Source organism: Pseudoalteromonas sp. P1-25 (assembly GCF_001401805.1).
GTDB lineage: Bacteria > Pseudomonadota > Gammaproteobacteria > Enterobacterales > Alteromonadaceae > Pseudoalteromonas.
Genome location: NZ_LKDW01000004.1, coordinates 127291 through 151353, shown reverse-complemented (window position 1 = coordinate 151353; position 24063 = coordinate 127291). Strand labels below are relative to the sequence as shown.

At 40.2% G+C, this 24063-nt stretch carries 14 protein-coding genes; 6 read left to right on the top strand and 8 right to left on the bottom strand.

From position 1 onward, the window contains the following. Nucleotides 1-7: 7 nt before the first annotated feature. Nucleotides 8-1171: a mandelate racemase/muconate lactonizing enzyme family protein gene (locus AN393_RS04680; protein WP_055017472.1), complete on the bottom strand. Its 1164-nt coding sequence runs from the start codon at nucleotides 1169-1171 to the stop codon at nucleotides 8-10. 20 nt (nucleotides 1172-1191) lie between these two features. Further along, a complete protein-coding gene (locus AN393_RS04675; RefSeq protein WP_055014431.1) occupies nucleotides 1192-2613 on the bottom strand; it encodes a sulfatase in 1422 nt (473 codons plus the stop codon). A 317-nt stretch (nucleotides 2614-2930) separates the two neighbouring features. Here AN393_RS04675 and AN393_RS04670 point away from each other — a divergent pair, with 317 nt between their 5' ends. Beyond that, nucleotides 2931-5066, top strand: coding sequence for a multiheme c-type cytochrome (locus AN393_RS04670; protein WP_055014432.1), 2136 nt, complete (start codon nucleotides 2931-2933; stop codon nucleotides 5064-5066). Between the two features lie 773 nt (nucleotides 5067-5839). Further along, nucleotides 5840-8365, top strand: coding sequence for a TonB-dependent receptor (locus AN393_RS04665; protein WP_055017471.1), 2526 nt, complete (start codon nucleotides 5840-5842; stop codon nucleotides 8363-8365). A gap of 69 nt (nucleotides 8366-8434) precedes the next feature. Here AN393_RS04665 and AN393_RS04660 read toward each other — a convergent pair whose 3' ends face one another. The 6 genes from AN393_RS04660 to AN393_RS04635 all read right to left on the bottom strand — a co-directional run bounded on the left by AN393_RS04660 (nucleotide 8435) and on the right by AN393_RS04635 (nucleotide 20212). Continuing rightward, nucleotides 8435-10228 (bottom strand): CRTAC1 family protein, encoded by a 1794-nt coding sequence (locus tag AN393_RS04660; RefSeq protein WP_161804161.1) that lies wholly within the window; start codon nucleotides 10226-10228, stop codon nucleotides 8435-8437. Between the two features lie 137 nt (nucleotides 10229-10365). Further along, on the bottom strand, nucleotides 10366-11367 hold the full coding sequence (locus tag AN393_RS04655) for a family 16 glycosylhydrolase (protein WP_055017469.1): 1002 nt from the start codon (nucleotides 11365-11367) through the stop codon (nucleotides 10366-10368). Nucleotides 11368-11476: 109 nt separating this feature from the next. Beyond that, nucleotides 11477-13111, bottom strand: coding sequence for a hypothetical protein (locus tag AN393_RS04650; protein ID WP_055017468.1), 1635 nt, complete (start codon nucleotides 13109-13111; stop codon nucleotides 11477-11479). 102 nt (nucleotides 13112-13213) lie between these two features. Further along, nucleotides 13214-15001, bottom strand: coding sequence for an Ig-like domain-containing protein (locus tag AN393_RS04645; RefSeq protein WP_055017467.1), 1788 nt, complete (start codon nucleotides 14999-15001; stop codon nucleotides 13214-13216). 62 nt (nucleotides 15002-15063) lie between these two features. Further along, nucleotides 15064-18681 (bottom strand): TonB-dependent receptor, encoded by a 3618-nt coding sequence (locus AN393_RS04640; RefSeq protein WP_235576185.1) that lies wholly within the window; start codon nucleotides 18679-18681, stop codon nucleotides 15064-15066. A 616-nt stretch (nucleotides 18682-19297) separates the two neighbouring features. Further along, a complete protein-coding gene (locus AN393_RS04635) occupies nucleotides 19298-20212 on the bottom strand; it encodes a LysR family transcriptional regulator (RefSeq protein WP_055014438.1) in 915 nt (304 codons plus the stop codon). Nucleotides 20213-20320: 108 nt separating this feature from the next. Between AN393_RS04635 and AN393_RS04630 the strand changes: the two genes are divergently transcribed. The 4 genes from AN393_RS04630 to AN393_RS04615 are packed head-to-tail and all read left to right on the top strand — an operon-like array spanning nucleotide 20321 to nucleotide 23972. Then, nucleotides 20321-20959 (top strand): DsbA family protein, encoded by a 639-nt coding sequence (locus AN393_RS04630; protein WP_055014439.1) that lies wholly within the window; start codon nucleotides 20321-20323, stop codon nucleotides 20957-20959. 35 nt (nucleotides 20960-20994) lie between these two features. Then, nucleotides 20995-21624, top strand: coding sequence for an NAD(P)-dependent oxidoreductase (locus AN393_RS04625; RefSeq protein WP_055017466.1), 630 nt, complete (start codon nucleotides 20995-20997; stop codon nucleotides 21622-21624). 21 nt (nucleotides 21625-21645) lie between these two features. Continuing rightward, nucleotides 21646-22251 (top strand): glutathione S-transferase family protein, encoded by a 606-nt coding sequence (locus AN393_RS04620; RefSeq protein WP_055014441.1) that lies wholly within the window; start codon nucleotides 21646-21648, stop codon nucleotides 22249-22251. Between the two features lie 26 nt (nucleotides 22252-22277). Continuing rightward, nucleotides 22278-23972, top strand: a complete 1695-nt coding sequence (locus AN393_RS04615; protein WP_055017465.1) for an FAD-binding oxidoreductase — start codon at nucleotides 22278-22280, stop codon at nucleotides 23970-23972. The last annotated feature ends 91 nt before the right edge of the window (nucleotides 23973-24063 follow it).

The window sequence follows — 24063 nt, the reverse complement described above, 5'->3', positions numbered from 1 at the left end:
GCGCAAGTTACCAGTTAGTATGTGAGCCATCACGCTTTGATAAATGCGGCGCTTCGGTTTCTACAGGGGTTGCTAATCTGAACGCAGCTTCGTTTACTTCAACACCTAAACCAGGTACTTCAGGAATAGTAAACTTATTACCTGTTAATACATGCTGCTTAGGAAAAAGAAGTGGATCATGGGCGCCAAACTCACTAAACGGACCTTGGTGTGTTTCCATTAAGGCTAAATTTGGTAGCGCTGCAGCAAAATGATTTGTTGCTGCTGTACACACAGGGCCAAGCGGGTTATGTGGCATAACATCTATATAATGTGCCTCAGCCCAACCAGCCACTTTCATCGCCTCCGTTAAGCCACCAATGTTACACACATCTACACGTAAATATTGAGTAAGCCCCTGCTCTATATAAGGCTTAGCTGCCCATTTAGAGCTAAACTCTTCACCAATCGCAAAAGGAATATGCGTTAAAGTACGCAGCGTTTTATACGCATCAGGGGATTCATGGCGAATAGGCTCTTCAATAAAATCGAGTGTATCGGGCTTTAAACGTTGGCAAAACGAAGCAGCTTCAGCCACGCTTAATCTGTGATGGTAATCAATACCAAGTGTAATATCAGGTCCCAGCACTTTACGCAGTTCGTTTAAGCAACGGGCTGTTCTGGTAATAGATTCTTGAGGCTCAAAAAATGCTGGGTCATCAAAACGACTCGGTATCACTCTTATTGTCGTCCAACCAAGTGCAACAAGTGCTTTAGCTTCTTTTACTAAATCATCAAATTTATCTGGGTCGGCCTCAGTATAACAACACGCAAAACATTCTATATGCTCACGTTGTTTACCGCCTAAAAGTTGATACACCGGCACTTGTAAAGATTTAGCCAATATATCGTAAAGCGCAATATCAATTGCTGAAATTGCAGCCGTAATCACACGGCCACCTTCAAAGTAATGGCTTCGATAAAGCTCTTGCCAAATACGACCAATTTTACGAGGGTCTTGACCTTTTAAAAAGCCAGCAAAATGCTGTATGGCACCAATGACTGCATGCTCACGATTTGAAAGACCAGACTCGCCCCAACCAACAATCCCACACTCGGTTACAACTTTAACTAAAAGCTGGTTACGTTTGCCAACGCAGCCAAGCAATGCTTCAACAGATTCTATTTTCATTTATTATTACCTATAAATTGTTAAGGCTGAGTGGCTGGTAAACGGTATTTGTCCATGCGGTCAATATCGTATTTTTCGTATTTTCTTTTTAATAACCAACGCGGACGCTCAAGTGTAAGTTCCCACTCAAATAATGATTTAAACATAGATTTAACGCGTTGCGGATTTTTTGCTGCTAAATTTGTTTGCTCACCAACATCTGTACTCAAGTCGTATAATTCTGCAGGGCGGTCTGGGTATCGAATAAGCTTCCAATCGTTCTCACGAATAACCGCTCTGTTTTCTTTTTTCCAATACATCACTTTGTGCGGGCGCTCTGTATTTTTACCTTGTATATAAGGTAATAAGTCAACGCCATCAATATCACTACCTAACGCTTTACCTTGTGCCGCACTGTAAAAGGTGGGCAGTAAATCGAGTGTACTAACCGGGTAGTCGTAAACAGAACCTGGTTTAATATGCTTAGGCCAACTCATTACAAACGGTACCCGAATACCGCCCTCTAGCTGGTTAGACTTAGTACCCGCAAGAGGTGCATTATTTGATGCGTTTTTATCAGATGGGCCGCCATTATCGTTTGAAAAAACGACAATCGTATTCTCATCTAAACCAAGCTCTTTAAGTTTATCAAGTACGTAACCACTGGCTCTGTCTAAACCTAATGTCATGGCTGCAAGCTCTTTGCGTTTACCCGTTAAATGAGGGAATTTTGCTAAGTCTTTAGGGTCTGATTCAAGCGGGGTGTGTACTGCATTGAATGCTAAGTAGATAAAAAATGGTTCATCTTTATTTGCTTCAATATACTTTACAGCTTCTTTACCTAACTCATCGGTTAAATACTCTTTTGGCTCTTCGTAATTACCAAAGTCGCGTTCTAATTTTTTATCAAAAAAATGTTTGTTTCCATTTTCCATTTCTTGTTCTGAATAGCTAAAGTAGCTTCTGTCACCACCTCTAAACCCTAAAAAGGTATCGAATCCACGGTTTAGAGGATGAAACCTGTCGGCATCACCTAAATGCCACTTACCAAATACCGCTGTTTTATAACCTTGCTCTTTGAGGTAATCTGCCATTGTTTTTTGATCTAGCGGCAAGCCCATATCGGCACCTTTTAGTGCAGAGTTATCACTCATAAAACCCGGTACATTAATTTCTTCATAGCCAAAGCGTTGTTGATATTTTCCTGTCATCAACCCAGCGCGTGAAGGGCCGCAGGTAGAATCACTCACATAGCCTTGAGTAAAGCGCACACCACTTGCAGCTAATTTATCTAAATTAGGCGTTTTAAGTTCGGTACTACCTTGAAAGCCAAAATCACCAAAACCTGCGTCATCTGCAAAAATTAAAACAATATTAGGTTTTTCTGTTTGTACTTTTGCCATTGCATTAGGACTAACGCAAAAGCCTAAACATACACAAAGAAGAACAAGTAGCTTATTCATCATAGTTTCCTATTTAATACCCTGTTTTTGTACATAGTTAAAAAGCATTAATTACACCATCGCTAATATATTGATTGCTTTAAATTATTACGCACAGTTAATTTTATAGTTAAGTTGTAAAAAATACGTTTATAAATCACAATATCGCTACACTAAACAAAACATAGCAATATTGCAAACATATGATGTATGATATTTTAAAATAATTATCACAGCACATCAGTTTAATTGCAGCTCGATTTGAATACTCAGTGATTAGCTGCGCCTATTACCTAATTTATATCATGCAATGAGTGTGTTTGAAGGCAGATTAAAATATGATAAATATAATAAAACGCTTAGTTAGTATGCTTTTTTTATGCTGTTGTTTTTCAGCTATTGCGAACGAGGAATGCCAATCTTGCCATCAACAACAGACACATGATTGGGAACAGTCAGACCATGCTCGTTCAATGGCTATAGCTAACAACGATACGGTGCTTGGTGATTTTAGCAATGCTACGGCGACCCACTTTTCTCAAAAAGCCGTTTTTTATAAAGAAAAAGATACCTTTTTAATTGATTTGACCGAGCAAGGTACTAAAAAAACGTACACCGTAAATTATGTTTTTGGCTTTGACCCACTGCAACAATATTTAATTGAAGTTGAAAAAGGCAAATACCAAGTATTTCCTTTTGCATGGGATAGCCGCGCTAAATCACTAGGCGGCCAGCGCTGGTATGCCAATTACGCTAACGAAGATGTAAAACCTGACGATCGTCTCCATTGGCTGCAACCTCTACAAAACTGGAACGGCATGTGTGCCGATTGCCATTCAGATAATTTAAAGCGTAATTTCAATAGTGAAAAGGAGCGCTTTGATACACACTTTTCAAACATAAATGTGGGTTGTAAATCATGCCACAGTGAGATTACGGATGAACATAAAACTAAAAAAGTGACTAAATCGGCCCAAACAAGCCCCACCAATATGTCGCAGTGGAAAATAACCGGCGATGACACAATCGCCACGTGGCAAGGTGAGCCCCGCGATAACAGCTTTATGCAAGGTTGTTATGCGTGCCACTCATTACGTAGCCCACTAACGGATGGTTTTGACAATAGCCAAGCGTTTTTAGACCAGTTTAGCCCTTCCTTTTTAGAACCGAATTTGTATCATGCTGATGGCCAAATTAAAGAAGAGGTGTATGTATTTGGCTCTTTTGCGCAAAGTAAAATGTACAAAGCCGGTGTTAACTGCCTTGACTGTCACGATAAACACACCATGAAAGTTAAAACAAAAACGAATGGGCTGTGCTTACAGTGCCATAGTGCCAGCGAATACAATAAACCCGAGCATCATCGCCATAAAGAACAGTCAGCCGGTGCACAATGTGTTAGTTGCCACATGCCAACAAACAGATACATGGGCGTTGATGACAGGCGCGACCACAGCTTTAAAATTCCGCGCCCTGACATATCAATAAAATACGATACACCCAATGCGTGTGTTCAATGCCATGACGGCCAAACAAACGAATGGGCAGCAAGCACGCTTGAAAAGTGGCACGGTAAACCGCCTGAATTAAGTGCAAGCGAGCACAGTATGCTTGAACTACGCTCATTAAAAGCGATATCGAAAAATGCACATATGAGCTTGATTAATGATTTTTCGTTAAACGAAATAGACCGTGCCAGTGCAATAAGTTATTTAGGCGGCTCAACTACAGAGCTTAGCGATAGTGACGTAAAAAGTTGGGTAAACTCACCGCTTCCGCTTATCCGCCTAGCGATTGCTAAGGTAGGCTTTTTGCTCCCTGAAGCAGAGCGTTTAAAAAGTTATAAGCAACTATTAACCGACAAGTTAAAGTCGGTGCGAGTTGCTGCAGCACAAAATCTAAGCCAAACAAAAGCGCAGCTAGATGGGCTTAATCAATCAATTAGAGAACTTGCATATGCCAATAAGGTAAATACATGGCGCGGTGAAGGAAATATAAATCAAAGTATGCTCGCACTTAACAAGCAAGACGTAAACGGCGCTATTAAGTCATTACAAAAAGGCATTAGCGTTGACCCTTACTTTGATGCAAGTTATGTAAATTTAGCCGACATTTATTACCGACTAGGCCAAACAGAAAAAATGCAAAGCGTGCTTAATAATGGTTTAACAGCAGTGCCGAGCTCTGCGCCGCTGCATTATGCAAATGGTATGGCGCTTATTAGAAGCGGTAACAAACCCGCTGCTGTTGACTCGTTTAAACACGCAATGACACTTGAGAGTAATAACGTGCAATACGCTTATCTGTACTTTTTAGCACTCGATAGCATTGGCTCAACAGCCAAAGCCATAATAGAGTTGAAATCAAAAATCAGTACCTATAACAATGCAACACAATTAAAAAGTTTAGGGATGAGTTTTGCTCAGAAGCTAAAAAATGCTGAAGATTATCACTTTTTTGCATCGTTAAAATAAGTTTGAATATATAGGGCAAGCTGACTTTTCGTGATTAACTCTGTAATTGTGCGTTGGGTATTTAAGAAAAGCAGTCCCTATTTGAACTTATTTTCATACGTAAGCACAAACGTTACATGTTTATCGTATATACGCTACTCTTTTCTTTCTAGGGGCGAATAACGCAATAGCAGCTCTAAAGTCCACTTGGTTAATTTCTCGAGCCGTGATTGAATAGCCCCTAGGTTGAACAAATTTCAGTGCATACAGTTCACCTCCCTAATAACAACACGACTAATTAAGCCAGCTTTGATGAGCCAAATTAAACTTGTCGATGTTTATACCAATTCACTTAAATAATTGGGCGGTTTTGTACTTATAAAAGTGAGTTGAATAACCGTTACAAACCATTACTAATTTGATAAATATAGTTTTTTAAAAAATCAGCGCGAGTATTTGCCTTTCAAAGTCATCACGTATTATTACTCGTTTTTAAAACTACACATTGCTTATCCATAATCTTAATCTCTTTTAACTAAAGTCATTAATTAACGCTTATCTATCAGAACACTTGCCTCTAACTAAAACAATATTTAATAAACAAGTGATTAACATATTGCAACTGCAAACATCATATGTTTAAATTGTTAGAACGAATTGCGTTGCTTATTTTTATTGACTGTTAATGGTCTTTAAAGCACCAACAATGTCTTTTAGTCAACTCGATTCTTCATGATAAGTACTGCAAAGTACTACCTGCACACTGACAACTATAAAGAAATGGAGTGGTTAAAATGCTTAAACACAGTAAATTGCACACAGCTATATTGCTTGCATGCTGTTCTTTATCAACTTTCACACACACAGTCTCGGCCCAAGAGGAAGTTAAGAAGGACGACGATAACTTTGAAATAATCTTAGTGAGCGCGCAAAAACGTGATCAAGCACTAAAAGAAGTGCCCTCTTCAATTGAAGTATTGAATGGTGATTTAATTCAAGAGACCCAGATTGATAATGGTTTTGATTTAGTAACTTACCTCCCAGGCTTTGGCATTGATGACAGCAGCGAAATAAGAACAACGACATTAAAAACACGTGGTATAGGCACTTTTACAAATTCTATTGGCTTACAATCATCAAACTTAGTGGTAATTGATGGTGAAGTACTCCCCCGCCAATCAATGCTCAATCTCCCGGTATCTGACGTTCAACGTGTAGAAGCTATGCGCGGGCCACAAGGTACACTATTTGGCCAAAATACATCTACCGGTTTACTACATTATGTCACTAAAAAGCCGCAGCTAGATGACCGAATTTCAGGCACTGTTAGAGCACAGGTTACTGAGTTTGATGGCACTGATTTTAGCGGCACAGTAAATGTACCACTTAACGAAAACTGGGCAGCTCGATTTAATGCTCAATACAGCGATATAGATGGTTGGATAAAAAACACCATGCCAGGTGAAGAAAACTATGACATTGGCGCCAAAGAAACTAAAGCAGGCCGCGGACAGCTCTTATACGACAATGGTGAAGAACTTAATGTGTTATTTCGTCTAGAGTACTCAGAAACAGACACTAACTGCTGTTCACTTACCCGTTTAGGTGGCATTAATCCAGATTTTGGCCCACGCCCAATCGTTAATGTAAAAGACGACGGCACTATTGAAGGCACTACATATAATCGCATAAACCCAGAGTCGACCTTTGAAGAAGCAGGCGGCCCAGTAACAGCACGAAACGCTGAAGCCAATTACGGTAAAACTGAAAATTTTGGTTTTTCTATGTCGGCTGACTACTATTTAAATGATGAAATTACACTTAGCTATAATGGTAGCTACAGAGACTTTGATCTATATAATAGCTCTGCATTTTTTACAATAAACTTTCCTGTGCAACGTTCGGCATTTGGTGGTAATGAGTCCGTAGATGTAATTCAGCAAGAATTTAGAGTATCGTCATTTAATAATGAAAAATTTGATTGGGTATTAGGCCTTTTTTACCATGATACCGACGGTCAGCGCTCTGAAATACGTGATGGCTGTATTGCAGGTAACCGCGGCTTTATTGAAGGCGGTGAATTAACTGGGTGTTACTCAAAGCAATCGACCGATGCTTTTTTAGCTAACTATGCAGCTACTGGTGATGACGACCGCTCATTACTAACGCCTTCTCGCTTACTAAATAGTGGGGACTTTACCACCAGCTTTGAAAATATTGCCATTTTTGGTCAACTTGAATACCAAATTACCGAGCAGTTAGATGCCACATTTGGCTTTAGGCTACTTCACGAAAAAGGTGAAGCAACCTTTGCTCGTACCGACCTTGCTACTCCCTCTAACGGAGTCGGTATGGACACCTATGCCGATGTTTTTGAGCTGGCTAAAACTGATCCATCGCTAATAAAACGTCAAGATGATCCTACTAAGTTTTCTGATTCAGATACTGCCTTTATATATAAAGCAGTACTAGGGTATGACTTTACAGATGATATTCGTGGTTATGTAAATTACTCAACGGGCTATAAAGGGGCGTCTTACTTTGTAACAACAAACACAGACCCTGATGAAGCTGATAACTTCCCTACCGATCCTGAAAACTCTTCAAACTTTGAAGTAGGTCTGCGTTCAGCGTACTTTGATAATGATTTACTGTTTAACTTTACCTACTTTGATATGAAAGTTGACGATTATCAAGTGCGTGCCAGCCGTGTAATTGACGAAGAAAATAACATTATTTTTGCAGGCTATGTTAACGCAAATGAAGCACGTTCAACCGGTATTGAAGCAGATGTTGTGGTTAAAATATCAGATAAATTAAAGTGGTCATTTAACTACGCTTATTTTGACGCACGCTACGAGGACTTCGCTGATACACCGATTAATTGTCCTGCAGATGATGGTGGTTTACTTGCTTCTCGCTGTACAACTGATTCAACAGGCCGTCAGAGCTTTGATCAAACGGGTTTATCTTTCCCTAATAATGCAGAGCAACAATTTTTAAGTACTATTTCATATAATACACAAATTGCTGATACAGGCTGGAATGCGAATACACGTGCAGTTTGGCGTTATAATGGTAGCCACACGCAATCAATTAACGAACTTGCCTTTGGCGAATCAGCTAACCCATCGTCAAGCATTTGGGATGGTTACTTAAGCGTAAGCAAAGATAACCTGAAGTTTAGTGTATTCATTAAAAACTTATTCGATAAGTCGTACACTACTCGCCAACGTATAAACTCTGAAGGTTTTGGCGAAGCATTTTATCCTCGTGACTGGAGTCGTTATGTGGGGGCAAGTGTTCAATATAGCTTTTAGTAGATAACGAAAAACTAAATACATAAAAATAGCGCTTAATAAGCGCTATTTTTTTCCTAACTTTATTACTTACAACGGCTCTTTTCTTCCAACTAACTCCCCATCAGCATCATTAATAACCGCATTGCTAATATCTACATGTTCATTATTACTCCAACGAACCGATACATTATTTATCTGTGTACACGTACCTAAACCAACGTGTAACTTATTATTTTCGCTTTGTGAAAAGCCAGCACCTGTTGCGCCTACAACACGCTTATAAGTTTGCCCACATGCTTTTATAGTCAACGTAGCTCCCAATGCCGACACACCAGCTTTAGGCGAGTAACCAATATTTGTGACTAGAAAGTTATGCTGCGCGTCTAAAGCTGTGCTGTTGGTGAATAAATGCCAACGGCCGCGCTCATTTGAGTAAATTAAGTCAAGGTCGCCGTCATTATCGTAATCAAAGGCCTGTGCACTGCCCCCTGTTGCTCCAAGTTCAGTTGAAATAACACCATGATTTTTTAAAGCCTCAAAGCCTTTACCTTGCTGATTTAAATACAGTACCTGCTTGTTCGCTTTTGCTGGGTTACCATAACGTAATACAAATAAGTCGCTCCAGCCATCATTATTAAAATCCCCGGCTACAGCACTGGTTGTAGGTTCGCTTAAATTAACATTGAGCTTGGCTGTTGCATCAACAAACTTACCTTGTCGGTTTTCTAATAACACCGCTGGTAATGGCTCAAGCCCTTTTACTTTGGGTGAATTGGTCACTCTTTTAATAACACCAGCGGTCGGCGATTTAGTATCGCCAGCTACGCGCCAAGTGTCGTTACCTAAGTAACCTATATATAAACCTTTGTTATTTAGCTTTTTAGGCCAGCCAGCAGCTTGTTCTTTTGTTACCTGAACCGTACGTTCACTACCACCATGACCTTTAAGTTTTAACGGCTCACTATTTTTACCAATAAACACATTAAAATGAGGATATGCCATTTGCAGGTTTTCTATTTCAAAATTACCTTCGATTTTAAAGTCTTCAAATTTAAATGCTTCGTTACGAGTAAAGAAAGCAAAATTTTGAGATTGAGCATCATAAAAGGTGTGTTGTTCAAATTGATGTTTAGCGCGGGTTAAAAATAAATCGAAGTCACCGTCATTATCAAAGTCGATTTCGGTCATGCTGCTTACATGGCTAATATTGCGATTATCCCCTAGGACAGTCTTACTTTTATTTTTATAACCTAAATCAGATTTACTCTGCGCTACAACAATGTCATCTCCGCCGTAAAAAAATAAATCATCGTGCCCGTCATTATCAAAATCACTAACTAAGGCCTTATATCCAAGCCATTTTGCAGTAGGTAAGTAATCGACAAACTTAAACTGATTATGTCCTTCGTTTTTATATATGTGGTTGGCTCCCTTTTTTTGCTTCTTAAGCGGAAAAGCTGAGAGCATTAAATCTAAGGTGCCACTGTTATTGCCATCTATTAATTTAACCGCACGGCCGCGTGTACGTTCAAAATCATTAAATGTTTCTCCACCTTCAACAGTTCGGTCGTGATTTATTTGAAACGATACAGGTAAACGAGGTTTTAAGCCGCCACCACCGCCTTGAGCAATTATTAAATCCATTCTTCCATCAAGGTCATAGTCAGCAACAGCGACGCCGTGAGTGTCGCCTTTAATAATTATCTGAGGTGCTGAAAAGGTATTGTCTTTGTTATTCCAGAAAATTTTTACTGCGTGGGTGTGCTCAGTAATTAATACATCTTGATAGCCGTCTTTATCAAAGTCAGCAATGAGTGCACTATCCCATTTTCGTCTCGACAAAGGTTCAAAAGGAATAACATTTTTAGTTTCCGAGAACATATTCCCCTTTGTGAAACTATTTTTGTAGGGGTCAACTTTCATATAGCTGCAACCGCTAAGGACAATACTTGTAGCAATAAAAGTTAAGTAAAAAGTTTTATTTACTGGCTTATAATTATTTTTCATTTCTTTAATCCTTAATTAGCTAATTGAGCCGGCTTTTTCTGCCAAACACGGACATACTCAATTTCAAAATCAACCACGCCATCCTCTTTTTTTCCTTCAGGGCTATTACGCTCAAGCTCCTCTTTGCTGGTCGGTACACCATGCCAAGGAAATGTTTCCTGATCGAGCCATAAAAATAACGGCTTAGTGGCTACATAACCTTTATCAACCCCACGATGCTCTTTAGCCCATGCATCTGCTTGTTCAGCGCTAACTTCACTAAATAACTTACCATCAACATAATACTTAATCCCATCAGCACTCCAATCAATTCCATATACATGAAAGTCATCAGCGACTCTAAATCCTAAGTCTTTGCGCTCTGTATAAGTGGGCTTCCCCATTACCTCTTTATTCCAATCGCGAATTGACCACCATAGTTCACTGTCTATATGGTCTTTTTTCGGGTCAAGGGAGTCTCCAAACAGTTCAAAAAAATCAACTTCTAGCTTTTCACCCATTGACCAAAATGCACTGCTTATTTGCGCATCAGCGGCTTTACTTTTAATTTCTATATATCCGTATTGAAATGATCTGCGGCCAATAAAACACGCTGTTGTTATATTTTCGTATTTAAGTGCATCACCAAAAACAGGTTTGTGAATTTTTTCTTCAAAAGGAAAATCGGGCTCCCAACGGGTCTCAAGTTTTAATTTTCCATCTTCTAAGCGATAGTTATTACCCGAAAACTGCGAAGGTGCTCGCCCTTTCCATACTTTTTTATGTGGCCTATCTGGGTGTTTATAAACGGGTTTGCCGTTTTCTAGTTTACCTACAATGTACCAACGCTCTTCATCGATGGTACTGCCTTCAAATTCATCACTTACTTGCGTGTTAAGTATCCACTTACCTGTATTTTGCGGATCGCTTAAGGGAAATAGAAGTTCATTAGCGAAAGTAGCATTACTGCCGAACGCCACCATACTAAGGACAATTACACTTAGTGATGTTTTTATAATATGTAAAATATTCATGCTTTTTGTTTCCTACAAAGACAGATCTAATAATGTCCGGTGAACTTTGCTTCCAAACTAAAAAATCCCATTGTTAAATTAACAATGGGATCTAAATTTAGATACGTCGTTATTTACTGATAAATTCACTAGCGCTTGTAATGCTGCCACCATTACGATTTGTTCCGTCAATGGCATTTTCTCGATAAATAATTGGATTGTTGCGCGTCACATCCCCAGCATTCAGTCCTAGTAGTGAGTAGTCAATATCCGCATCCGCTTGTATTGCAGCATTAACTTTAATGCTGTATCGGCCACCAAATTTTCTATATCGTTTTCTTTGAATATTGTTACTTCCCTCATCTAAGTCCTGTGAAGAAGCTTGGCTAGGTGCTTCTATATTACCGTTTACAGTAAGCGACGGGCGATCATGACGTTTAACTAAGTCGTTACCCACATTGTCTTGAGAATATGACGATACAATGGCAACAGGCGCTATCGGTTGGCCTAACCAACGCGCACCAGAACCATCCCGCGGTAACTTAAATATTTGAAAATTCCCATTAGACGTATTTGACGCCGTATTACGAATACCTTTTCTTGGTAAAAAATAACTGCCTGCGATGGTAATATCTGACTTAAAGTTAACATCGGTAATAATGTGCTTAACCGTACCGCTGATGGTGGTATCAGTAAAATAGCCTCTTGTATATCCTATATCATTTGTATCAGCCCACACTGGCGCACTACCCGAGTCAGCCCAGATTACAAAAGTACTGTTTTTACCCTTTGTGATGCCTTTAATTTTTATGTTTTCGTTTATTTTTGCATGCGGTTTTAAAAATATTGCGGCAAAACCACCAGTGTTACTAATACTATCAAGTACTATATTTCTGTAGGCGCCGTGGCGTGGGCCTGCGCGGTTTAATCTATCTGTTACAAGCCCACTACCAGGCTCTATACGTACAGTAATACCACGTTCACCAGTAATGTTTTTAAAGTATAAATTTTCACCACTAAAAGGTTGGATAACGGCATACCCTGTTGCTATTTTTTCTCCACTGATGTCGGCTAAATAACCTTTTTTAGGTATGCGAGAATAGCTTGAGTTAAATACTACATTGCGATTTAAATTAGTACCTCCAGAGTCAGATTGAACACCTGGTTGGCCATTATCGTCTGCGACTAAAAATATATTGGGTGTTTGTGAAAAATTATCCTTTTGGTGCATACGTGAAATAGAAAAGTTTTCAGCATACCCTACTCGTACCATACGTTTATCTTGAAAAACTGTATTTGTGTTTACATCAATAATAAAACGATCATTCTTTGTGGCATTAGTTTTTGGACCCGTTGTTGTTATTTCAATATTTTCTGCTTTGTCTGCATTTCCACCTTTTTTACCAAAATCAAATAAAATATTTTGATTCATTTTTAAAATAGTATCGGGCTCTATTTCAAGTCGCACATTAGAGGGCATCGAAATTTTATTTAATGTGTACGTGCCTTTTTTGATGACTACTACACCACTTACTGCTGAAGCAGCATTGAGTGCATTTACAATCTTATTAGTACATTGACCAGGAGCCGATGCACTATTAGTAGTACTGCATTGCCCTGTGTTAGTGATTGTCGCTTCAACGGTATTAGAAATTGTATTGGTGAAATACCCTGGTTTGTTTCCTATTGAGGCCGCATAAGCTGAACTAATCGTTCCGCTCAATAAGCATGTGTAAAGCAAAGCTTTATTTCTGTGTGTTAACATTATTACTCCTTGTTTATAAATAGAATTGTCAGTCATCTTTAGAGGTTACAATTACCTATTGCTAAAACTGAGTAGTAACAATAGGTAATTATATTTGGGTGGTTATTGATCGGTGCGAACGACTGCGTAGTCGTCTATCAGTATTGAGTCTCCTGCAGGCATGCCATGTACTTCCCACAAGGTGAACACATCGGTTATTGAGCTCCAAGTAGTGGGAATAGTCCATTCTCGTGTGTTCGTTGTGTCTTCAGTAAATTCAATATATTGCCACTGGGTGGTTGCATCCAGTTCAGCGCTGAATAACCCCGCTTGTGAATAACGCCCTGTAAAACCTTGTGCATCATCAGGAATTCCCTCATAAACCCAAGGCACTACAACATGGCGAAGCGTTATAGGCTGTTCAGGTAGTTGATTTAATTTAACCCATGCTGAAAAGCGATACGTTTTACCTACAGACTCAGCACCACGACCATAATTGGCGCTATACCAATTACGTTGTTTATTCCAAACTTGCTGAGTTGCAAAAGAGTACGGTGTATTCGCTTCACCTTGAGTTGCAGTGCCCGCTGTAATTTCAAGCGAACGGCCATTACCCGACACAGAGGTTGCCGATACACTATAAGTGGCATTCCCTTTATAGGGCGCACCCTCTGCATCTAAATTAAAGTCAGTATTAAAACCTGCGGGGTGTTCAGACACGCCCGGCTCACACATTTGGTTATTAACGGTATTTATCGTAATACTTTTTTGTGAAATGAGTGATAAAGGTGTACTTGCTGTATCGCCATCAATAAGTTCAACCGTGACCGTATTTGAGCTGTCTATTGTTGTAGGTGCTTTAACGGCAAGTACTTCTCCAAAGCCACTTTTTGAGGTTAAGCTTTGCGTAAATGAAACTTCATCGTTAAGTGTCCAATCAAAAGTATATTCGCCGCTTAACTCTGCGTTTAATAAAGCCGGTTGTACTTCTATACCGCTTGCTACGCAGATTGGAACGTCCTTGTTTCCGGAAGATGCGCCTAACTCGTTTTTATCATCGTTTGTTATTGCAATACTAAAAGCACCCGTTACTGTAAGCGTGGCGTTTGCTGTTACTTCTGGGTTATCAACACTTGTGGCTGTAATAGTGGTTTCACCCGTATTTTTAGCGCTAATAAGACCATTTTCATCAATGGTTGCAATATCTTCATCTGCAATTGAGTAAACAAGTGCGGGGTTGCACGCGTAACTAGGTATTGCTGATGCAAACACACTTGCCTGCCCACCTACAGGTACTTCTATTGGTGAAATAGTGATCTCAGATACAGGGTCATCAATTGCATTGATGGTTAATTGCAATGTACGGCTAGGCAGTGCCTCCCCTGGTATGCGATTTGCGCCATTATCAATAGAATAGGTAATGTTATAAATAACTTGGCTTGGAAAATCTAAATACCCATCCGCAATGGGGTTACCATCACTGTCGAGTTGACCTCTTATATCTGTTTGATCGCATTGCCTTAATGCTTGTGAAAACGCATCTGTATCGACCACTAATTTAGTGCTATCACTTGATTGCGTGAAAGGTGAAATCCGGTGTGATGCAATGGTATTAGCACTTGTTTGTGGGGTAATGAAATTATTATTAGCCACAAACTCTAACTCACTTACGTTTATGGTTGCTCCTGACTCAGAAGCTGGTTTACCGTCGATTGTTACGCCTTGCAGTAAATCAATTTCATGAACTGCGGACTCTTCATCTAATGCGCTTGTGATCACTGCAGTATCGATTACAAGTGCTAAATCAGATTTAAACTGAGGATCGTAACCTTCATCCGTACCGCCGCACCCTGTTAATACTGAAAATATAACACTGCTAATCGCTGTTTTTATTAGTAAGTTATGTTTCATCTTACTCTCCAAAATCTGTATGACAGCGCGCCTAACGTGGCCCGCTGCTAATAGTTTCTCAATCAAAAGGTACCGCGAAGACCAACACGGAATTGACGACCTGTTTTCCAAACTGATGCTGTACGCGAAGTAGTTACACTGCCATCTTCAATTGCATTACCTTCATCAAGCACAACTTCTTGCGAGTTAGCTTCAAACGCGTTGCGCGTAAAAGAACTGGTGTAATAAATTCGGTTAGTTTCATCAGTTAAGTTAAGTGCCTGAAAAGTTAGACTAAAGTTTTTATTAATTTTATAACTTGAGCTAAAGTCCAAACGATGGGTTGCCTCTTGCCATGTAGCACCGCCAACTAAACCTCGGTTTACTAACTGCTCCCCGGTGTAGCGACTCGCTAAACGTAATTGAATCCCTTTTTGTTCCCAGTACAGTGTTGTATTTAGGGAATGCTTTGGCGTGTAAGGTTGTGGTAGTGGTTTTAAAAATATATCGGTATTACCTACCTGCTGACGGTCAGATTCTGAATCTTGGTAGGTATAGTTCATGTTTAAACCTAAGCCACCCCAATAACTTGGTAAAAAGTCATAGTTTTGGTTGTAACCTAGTTCAACACCTTTAATATCTGCGCCCTTACCATTGGTTACTGTGGTTACGTTTACAACGTCACATTCAATGCGCCATTGGTCAAAAAAGCCCGCAACTTGCCTAAGTGGCATACAGTCTTCTTCGTTACCCGGCGCTCGGTTTTCATCGTAATCAAGCAGTAAGTCTGCCGTTTGTAAATTGTATTCGGTCCTAACGTCTTTGTAGTGATAAGGAACAACTACTGTTTCTTCAAAGTCTTTCATATCTTTGAAAAAGAACGCTGCAGACAGCAAGCCTGAATCACTAAAGTACCACTCGAAAGACAAGTCTAGATTGGTTGATTTAAGCGGTTTTAAATTTGCATTACCTGCTGAGCCATTAGCAGAGTCCCATTGTCGCTCAAAAATTTGTGTACGTGGGTTTAATGAATCAAAACGAGGACGCGTCATTGTTCTACTAACAGCAAAACGTGCAATCATTTCGTCGTTAACTGCATAATTTAAGTTTAAGCTAGGTAAATAAGCGTCATGTCCGCCCTTTTTAGTTACCCATGCAACGCGGTCTTGTACTTCTCGGCCACTGCCTTGAGGACCAGTGAATGCCGTAGTCCTATCCAAAAATGGCCATATTTGCCCATTACTTGCAAAATGAGCCCACGCATTAGCAGAGGTAGGAACCAAGTTCCCGTTGCTATCGTAAATTAAAGAAGGCAAAGCATTGTTAGCTATAATGTTGCCATTTTCATCTACAAACACTTGCTGATTTACACCCAGCCCTGTGTTGCCATCAGCCCCGGGAATTACAAATTGACCCGTTTGAGGGTCAACAGGAAAAGTAGCTGGGTTTGAGCGGTTATACGCATGAGTGATTTGCCATGCCCAACAATTTTGTAGCTCAGCATCGTTTGCGGGTGTGTAACGATGATCAGGCTGACCCGTGTCAGATACCCCCATAACAGCAGCAGGGCATGGTTCTAAATTAGTATTAGCTAAACCACGTTCAACTAACAAATTATACGCATCAACCATTTGCGGAAAGCGGATAAAGTTAATGCCGCCTACACCTGTTGCCGTTGTGTCGTCTTTCACATAACGCAGGCCTAGGTTACCGGTTAAGCGGCCATCCATGAGTTCAAAGTTTGCCTTAAAGTAGGCAGCTTTAGTATCCGTTTCTATATTTCGGCTACCGGTAATTGTTTCACGTATACCGACTTCACCTGCATCTTTACCCGATACAATCTCAAGTGCTTTTTCTGCGTCTAGCAGTGGCCAGCCATTAAAAAATTGTGCTGAACGGTCCGATTGAATATCTTCACCAAAGTTATCATATGGGTATGCACTATTTGCAACTATATCGGCTAAGCGAATTGTACCAAGTCCACGTACTTCAAACGCTTGACTGGGGTCTTCTAAATCTATTAAGTCACTGCCATTTGTGGTTGCTCTATTTTGAATAGAGACATCTTTTTTACGATTTGTCCACTTAACACCAAACTCAAGAGAGCGTAAAAAATCTCCCTCAAGGGCATAGTCAAAATCAACAAATAACGACTTGTTTGTATCCGCTAACTTATTTTTACGAAGCACTAAACTTCCTAAGTGATTGTGCTGCATGTCATACGGATTAAAACGGCTGTACACCGCATTAGACGTACCATCAAAAGCATCAAACTCCCCTGGTGTAACACCCGTTGAGTAACTACATTCTCCATTACCACCACAGTTGTAGCCAACCATTTCGTGGCTGCCATCAGGCATTGATTCAACTATTTGCCGACCTGCCGTGCCCCATGTAGCTGTACTAATAGAAATGAAACGATCTTTCTCATCATCGTCTGGTGTTTCATCTGTCGTTTTAGAAAAACCAGCGCGCACATTCATATTGAATGAGTCAGTTACCTGATAATCAATATCAAGTGACGCTACGTTTGTATCTATTTCACGCAGACCGTAAGAGCGGACAAAATTTCCCCCCGTAGAACGACTGCTTGACTGCTGTAAGGTATTGGTTGATAAATCAACACCATTGAGTGATGTGTTGTCATCTCTTGGATGAATCAAAGGTGTAACAGGCCCCATGTTTAAACGCAGCCTTTGGCTATCAGTGAGTACATCCTGCTCTGTATGGGTAATATCAAGCTGAATATCGAGTGTGTCTGTTGGCCTATATTGAAACCCCGTCGATACTGATAGACGATCTCGTTGGTCGTTATTTAATGTAAAATCAATAACCTCACGCGCTAAAACAAATAAATCACCTTCATGCAATAGTTGTGTTTCAGGATCGTAATTATTGAGCGAGCTAATTGGATTTAATAGCGCTTGGCCGTCATTGCCAAACAGCTTGTTGCCATCAGTATCACGTTGATAGCCCAATACTCTAATCGGTTTACCTGTTGCTATATCATGAGCTGTTCTTCCAGTTGCACTATCTAAATCAACAATGGGAATTGCACCATTAGCCCAGTCAGTATTAATACGATCTTGTCGTGTTTTTTGTGTATCTTTAGAAGCAGTTATAATAAAACCAAAGGTGTCGTCGAAGTATTTATCAGAAAAGCTAAAGTTGATACGTGAATCATTTTCATCGGAAAATTCGTTATAACGTCCTTCAACAGTAAATGAACGTCGTGGCTTAGCTAAATCTAAAGGCTTCACAGTACGTAAAACAACGGTCGCACCAAGTGAACCTTCATCGTTATCAGCTGAGGATGTTTTAATAACGTCTATTGATGATAAAATATCTGATGAAAAAGAACTTAAATCTACGCTGTTATCGTTAGTGGCACCTGCACTAGAACCATCGGTGCTAAGCCCACCTGTTAGTGCTACACCATTCATAGATATTTGGTTTAAAGAAGGCCCTGCACCACGCACTGAAATACGTGTCCCCTCTCCACCTTCTTCTTGAATGGAAACGCCAGTTACCCTTGAAAGTGCATCGGCAATGTTTTGATCTGTTGATTTACCTACATCTTCAGCGTGAATTGAATCACTCACGTTCTCGGAAAAGCGCTTTGCGTTTACCGCTTTTCGCAAGCTACTTTTGATACCCTGAACCTCTATTATTTCAATATCTTTTTCTAGTTTAGTCTTCACTTTTTTTCGTCCTCTTGTGCAAAAGCAGAGGTTGAAATAAGTGAAGCAATGATAGCTGCAGAGACTGCTGATAACCTAAAGTTATGCTGCATTGTGTGCGCTCCTGTTTATCGGCATCGTGTGTCTTAATGCCAGTGTGATGATGTCGTCTATTTTTATAGTTAGTTAAGCGACTCAGAAGAAAGGTAAGGACGATTCGAAATGCTAATTTTTATTTCTGCATAGTGCCTAACTTGCGATCAAGTTAAACATATGATGTTTATATTTACAAGTTGTTTACTTTAAATTTTACACTTTTGTTTCTAATTTAGAAAATTAGAGTTATGCAATTGTATTCACATGAATTTGATTCAGCGGTCGTAGTAAAGATTGTTTATAAAAAATAAGAATGAGATCTAAAGCCCCTACTAATTAAAAATAATGAGGCTAAAAAAGAAAATTTTTTTGCTTAGGAAGTGGCTTTCTGCAGTTGTAATATTAGTTTTTGTTTTAGCATGCTCAAACTATTAACATGGCCAATTAGTCTTTTTAGAAGTCGATAGCTATATGTATTATCAACGAATAAAGCTCATTTATACAGGCACTTAAAATAAGCCATTTAGTTGAAACGAAGCGCTTAGTCAACTATCAACCTATTTTCTAATTCGCTTATAAATAGTTTCACTGCTTGGCTTCTTAATGTACTAGGCGGGCTCACAATATAAATTCCTCCTTCACGCAGTTGCCAACTTGGTAAAAGTTGTATCAATCTCCCGTTATCCAAATCTTGCTGTATAGCAAAGTCTGGCATGATCCCAAAGTGGTGCCCTTCTAGTAATGCCTGTCGAAGCGCTGATGTAACGTTAAATGTCAGGTTTGAATGAAGCTGTACTTCCGTTCTTTGTATTTGGTTATTGGTTTTATTTTTTTTCGTAAATACACGAGCAGAGTGATCAATACCATAATACGCAGCAAAGGGAAGTTGCTTAAGGTCGCTAGGGGTCTCAGGATACCATTCATTTGCTTTGTTAGGAGCACACACCAATACTTCTTTAAACGTTCCTAGTTTTCTTGCGCGGTTAGAGGAATCACTTAGCCAGCCAATTCGAAAAGATAGGTCGAAGCCCTGACTAACTATGTCGACAATATCATCGTTCAAGCTCAATTCAATCTGAATTTTTGGGTACTTTTGGCAAAAATTAGCAACAAAGGCAGATAATTTAGCTACGCCAAAATCAATAGGAGAGGTTATGCGAATTGTGCCTGTAGGCTCTTGGCTTATCTGAGCTAAGCCTTCGTAGGCAAGCTGTGCATAATTTAGTACGTCCCTACTCTGTAAATAAAATACTTCCCCCGCTTTTGTTGTGTGCATATGCCTCGTATTGCGCACAATAAGGTTAACGCCGACCTCCTCCTCAAGTAGCTGTAATTGTTTACTTACTACGGCTTTGCTCAGCCCTAAACGCTGAGCTGCTGCGGTTATGGTTTTTTCTTCGACTATTGCGACAAAGTAAGCCACGCGATTTAGGTTGTACTTAAGGTGATTGTTCATTGTAAGTAAAAAGCTGACAGTGTTTATTTAAAGTCAGTCTATTACAAACAGTCTCGTAAGCGTATAGTTTTTTACATCAACCAGAGCGATTTTATACAGAGATGCGATATGAGCAAAAACAAATTCATCATCATCTACGACACCTATTGTGGATGGTGTTACGGCGCTGCCCCAATTTTTGATGCTTTGTTAGAAAGCGGTGCAAATGTAGAAGTGTTACATCGTCATCTTTTTCAAGGAGCAAATGCGCCGAGAATGCGAGATGGGAAAGGCGATTATATCGTTGACATGGACGCGCGTATCGCACAGCTCACCGGGCAACAATTCAGCGAAATTTATACGCGTAATGTTATTAGATCGAAAGTCGAAGTTTTAGACTCCAGCTATTCAGCACTCGCCGCTGCGCTTGTGCATGATCAAGGTGCAGAAAAAGAATTTTCTCTTCGTCGTAGGTTAGAAAAATTGCGTTTTGTCGCAGGGACGTCCGCACAAGATAAGCAAGCAGTGACCAATGCGCTTGTTGATGAAGGTGTTGATTACGACCAAGCTGTACAGCTTGACCACCCTTCAAATACTAAAAAAGCGCAGAGCATTTCTCAGCGCGCTGTCGAGCTAATGCGTCTTGTTGGTTCTGCTGGCGTACCAACGATACTGCAAGTTAAAGATAAAAAGATTGAGCAGGTAGATCACAGCGCATTTTATGGTAGACCAGAACTAATTTTAAGCCTCTTAGAAACAAGTGCTTAAAGGTATTTATAGATTTTATTAACTAGGAGTTATATATGAACATTCTTTTAATTGGTGCAACTGGCATGATAGGTAGCCGAATTTTGAACGAAGCGGTAGAACGAGGACATACGATTACAGCGCTAAGCCGTAATATTGAAAATGTACCCGCTCTTGCAAATGTAAACGTGGTAAAAGGCGATGTTTACGATGTTGAGTGTATATCCGAACATGCAGCGCAAGCCGATGTTATTGTCTCAGCACTAAGTCCACGCAATACCGATGATGGTGTAGCTGAAGCCGAAGCCTTCACGCAAGCACTTATCGCAATTCAGCAGAAGTCTAACAAACGCTTGCTGACTGTTGGAGGCGGTAGTTCATTACAAATGCCAAATGGACAAAGTGCGCTGGAATTAACACCAGAAAGCATTTTGCCGGAGGCTACCGGGATGCGCAAAAGTTTTGCTCTGATGACCCTTGCAGACATTGATTTTACTGTATTAGCACCCGGTGGAATGATAGCACCAGGTGAAAGAACAGGCACCTTTCGCATTGCAGGAAGAACCATGCTAACTAACCCTCAAGGCGGCAAAAGCAATATCAGCGCAGAAGATTTTGCTATCGCAATGTTAGATGAAATAGAAAACCCAGCGCACTTTAGAACAATTTTTAATGTTGCATACTAAATAAACTGAGGAGTAATACCAATGATTACACTATACGGTCACCCTATTTCAGGTAACAGCCATCGCGTTGCTAACTTTTTAAATATTCTGGGGGTGGAGTATTCAGACAAGGTTGTTGATCTTTCCAAAGGTGAGCATAAGGCCCCAGAGTACTTAGCGAAAAACCCTTTAGGTCAGGTTCCCACATTTACGCATGACGATGTAACGCTGCGCGATTCAACAGCAATTCTTATTTATCTTGCACGAACGTTTGATACATCCAATAGCTGGTATCCACAAGAGGCATTGGTCCAAGCACAAATTCAACAATGGCTGTCTGTTGCTGTGCACGAAATAATGAATGGGCCATTTGTCTTACGGGCAATTCAATTGTTCGGTATGCCAGCCGACGAGGCTGCAGCAAGAGAAAAAACCGAAAAGTTATTTAATGATTTGTTTGAGCCCCACTTATCTAGCAACAACTGGCTAGTAGGTGAGCATGCGACCATTGCTGATATTGCTTGTTACAGTTATATCGCGCGAGTAAATGAAGGGAACTTTAGCCTTGATGCGTATCCTTCAATTCAAAAATGGCTTCGCGCTGTAGAGGCTATTGATGGCTTCAAAGCAATGATGCACGCCAATTAAACAATAGTGAAAATGAGGAGAGTACTATGCCGGTTTCAACTTATCATTCAGGGGAACTAACCGCACAAAACAAGGCAGGAACTAAAGGCGTGGCTGCTGAACTTGCGGCGGGTAAGCGTAGTGCTCTCAGTTTTGCTTCTGGCCATGACGTATTCTTAGCTGCTCAGTCATTCGCAGTGCTAACCAGTGTTGATGTGAAAAGTGAGTCTGTATGGGTGACCCCGCTATTTGGCAAGCCTGGCGATTTAGCCGCTATCTCACAAAAGCAAATCGCTATCTCTCGCGATTGCATTCCAAATTTAGACATCCTTAATTTCATAGAGGCTGGTATACCATTGTCACTGCTAGGTATAGATCTAAATCGAAGAATGAGGCACCGAATTAACGGGTATGCTGCCACGGCACAGAACAATGCTAAGCATAGTCTTGCTTTGCAAGTTGATGAATATACACCTAATTGCCCTAAATACATTAATCGTCGAAATATAATTCCAGCTTCTGGCGGCATGCCTGCGTTAAACAAAAATGCTAGAGCTGAGACTCGTACTAAGCTTAGTGAGGATGATCAAAAATTTGTCCGAAATATGGATACCTTATGGATAGGTAGCTACGCACCAGGCATAGGTGCTGACTGCAATCACCGAGGAGGCAAACCTGGCTTTATCCGAGTCGTGTCACCTTCATCAATTGAGTGGCCAGAGTACAGAGGTAATGGCATGTTCTTTACCTCGGGCAATTTGGAATCTTATGATAGAGCTGGGGTAACACTTGTTGACTTTGACACTGGCAGCATGATTCAAATGACTGGCAGAGCAACGGTTGATTGGGAGCACGATGGTCGCTATGAGGGAGCCTCAAGAAAAATAGTTTTTCACATTACCAGCCTTGTTCGAACGAATGAGGTGACTAATCATCGTTGGCAACGGTTAGATTACTCACCTTATAACCCTGCGGTGTCGGGGGTAGATATCACAAAGAGTGAAAGTGACTTTCCTCAAGTTGCAACACTTGCCAAAATTGTAGACGAAAACGCCAGTGTAAAGACTTTTCGCTTTGTTGTTCCTCGGCGCATTACTTTTTTACCTGGGCAATATGCTACCTTTGAGTTTGCCAATCTTCGCGGCGGTGAGCCTATCGAAGTTCGTACTTGGACGCTATCGGAAACACCCAATAGTATTAATGGTGATAACACATTAGATATCACTGTAAAACGTATCCCAAATGGATTAGTAACAAATTGGCTTCATGACCATGCAAAGATAGGCATGGAAGTGAAGTTAGTGGGTATTCAAGGTGAGATGACTGCTCTTACAGTAGATGAAAATACGCAGATACCTACGGTGCCTGAACATCTATTATTATTGAGTGCAGGGATTGGTATTACGCCAAATTTAGCGATGGTACGAGGCATTGGCGCCTTTTCATTGCAGCATAAAACGAAGATTACAATGATCCATATCGATAGGAGCGAACAAAACTTAATTGCGCAATCTGAATTGCTGCGTCGCTCAATGGAATACCCTCACTTTAACTACACTACGCTTATTAGTCATCGTGATGGGCGACTAACAAAAGAGTCTTTAGCTGGTTTAGTGGCTAATGCTGCATATCAACATGCTTATATATGTGGACCTGCACAGTTTATGAGAGATATGACAGAGCATTTAGTCGATATTGGTGTGCCTGTAGAACAAATTTTTACCGAGAGCTTTACGTTTTAACCTAGCTAGATAGGTAACGTTGAATGTATTGATTAGATTATCACTCTTATAGGTTATTAATTTTTTTAGAAAAAAAAGCAAGGCCTGTTAC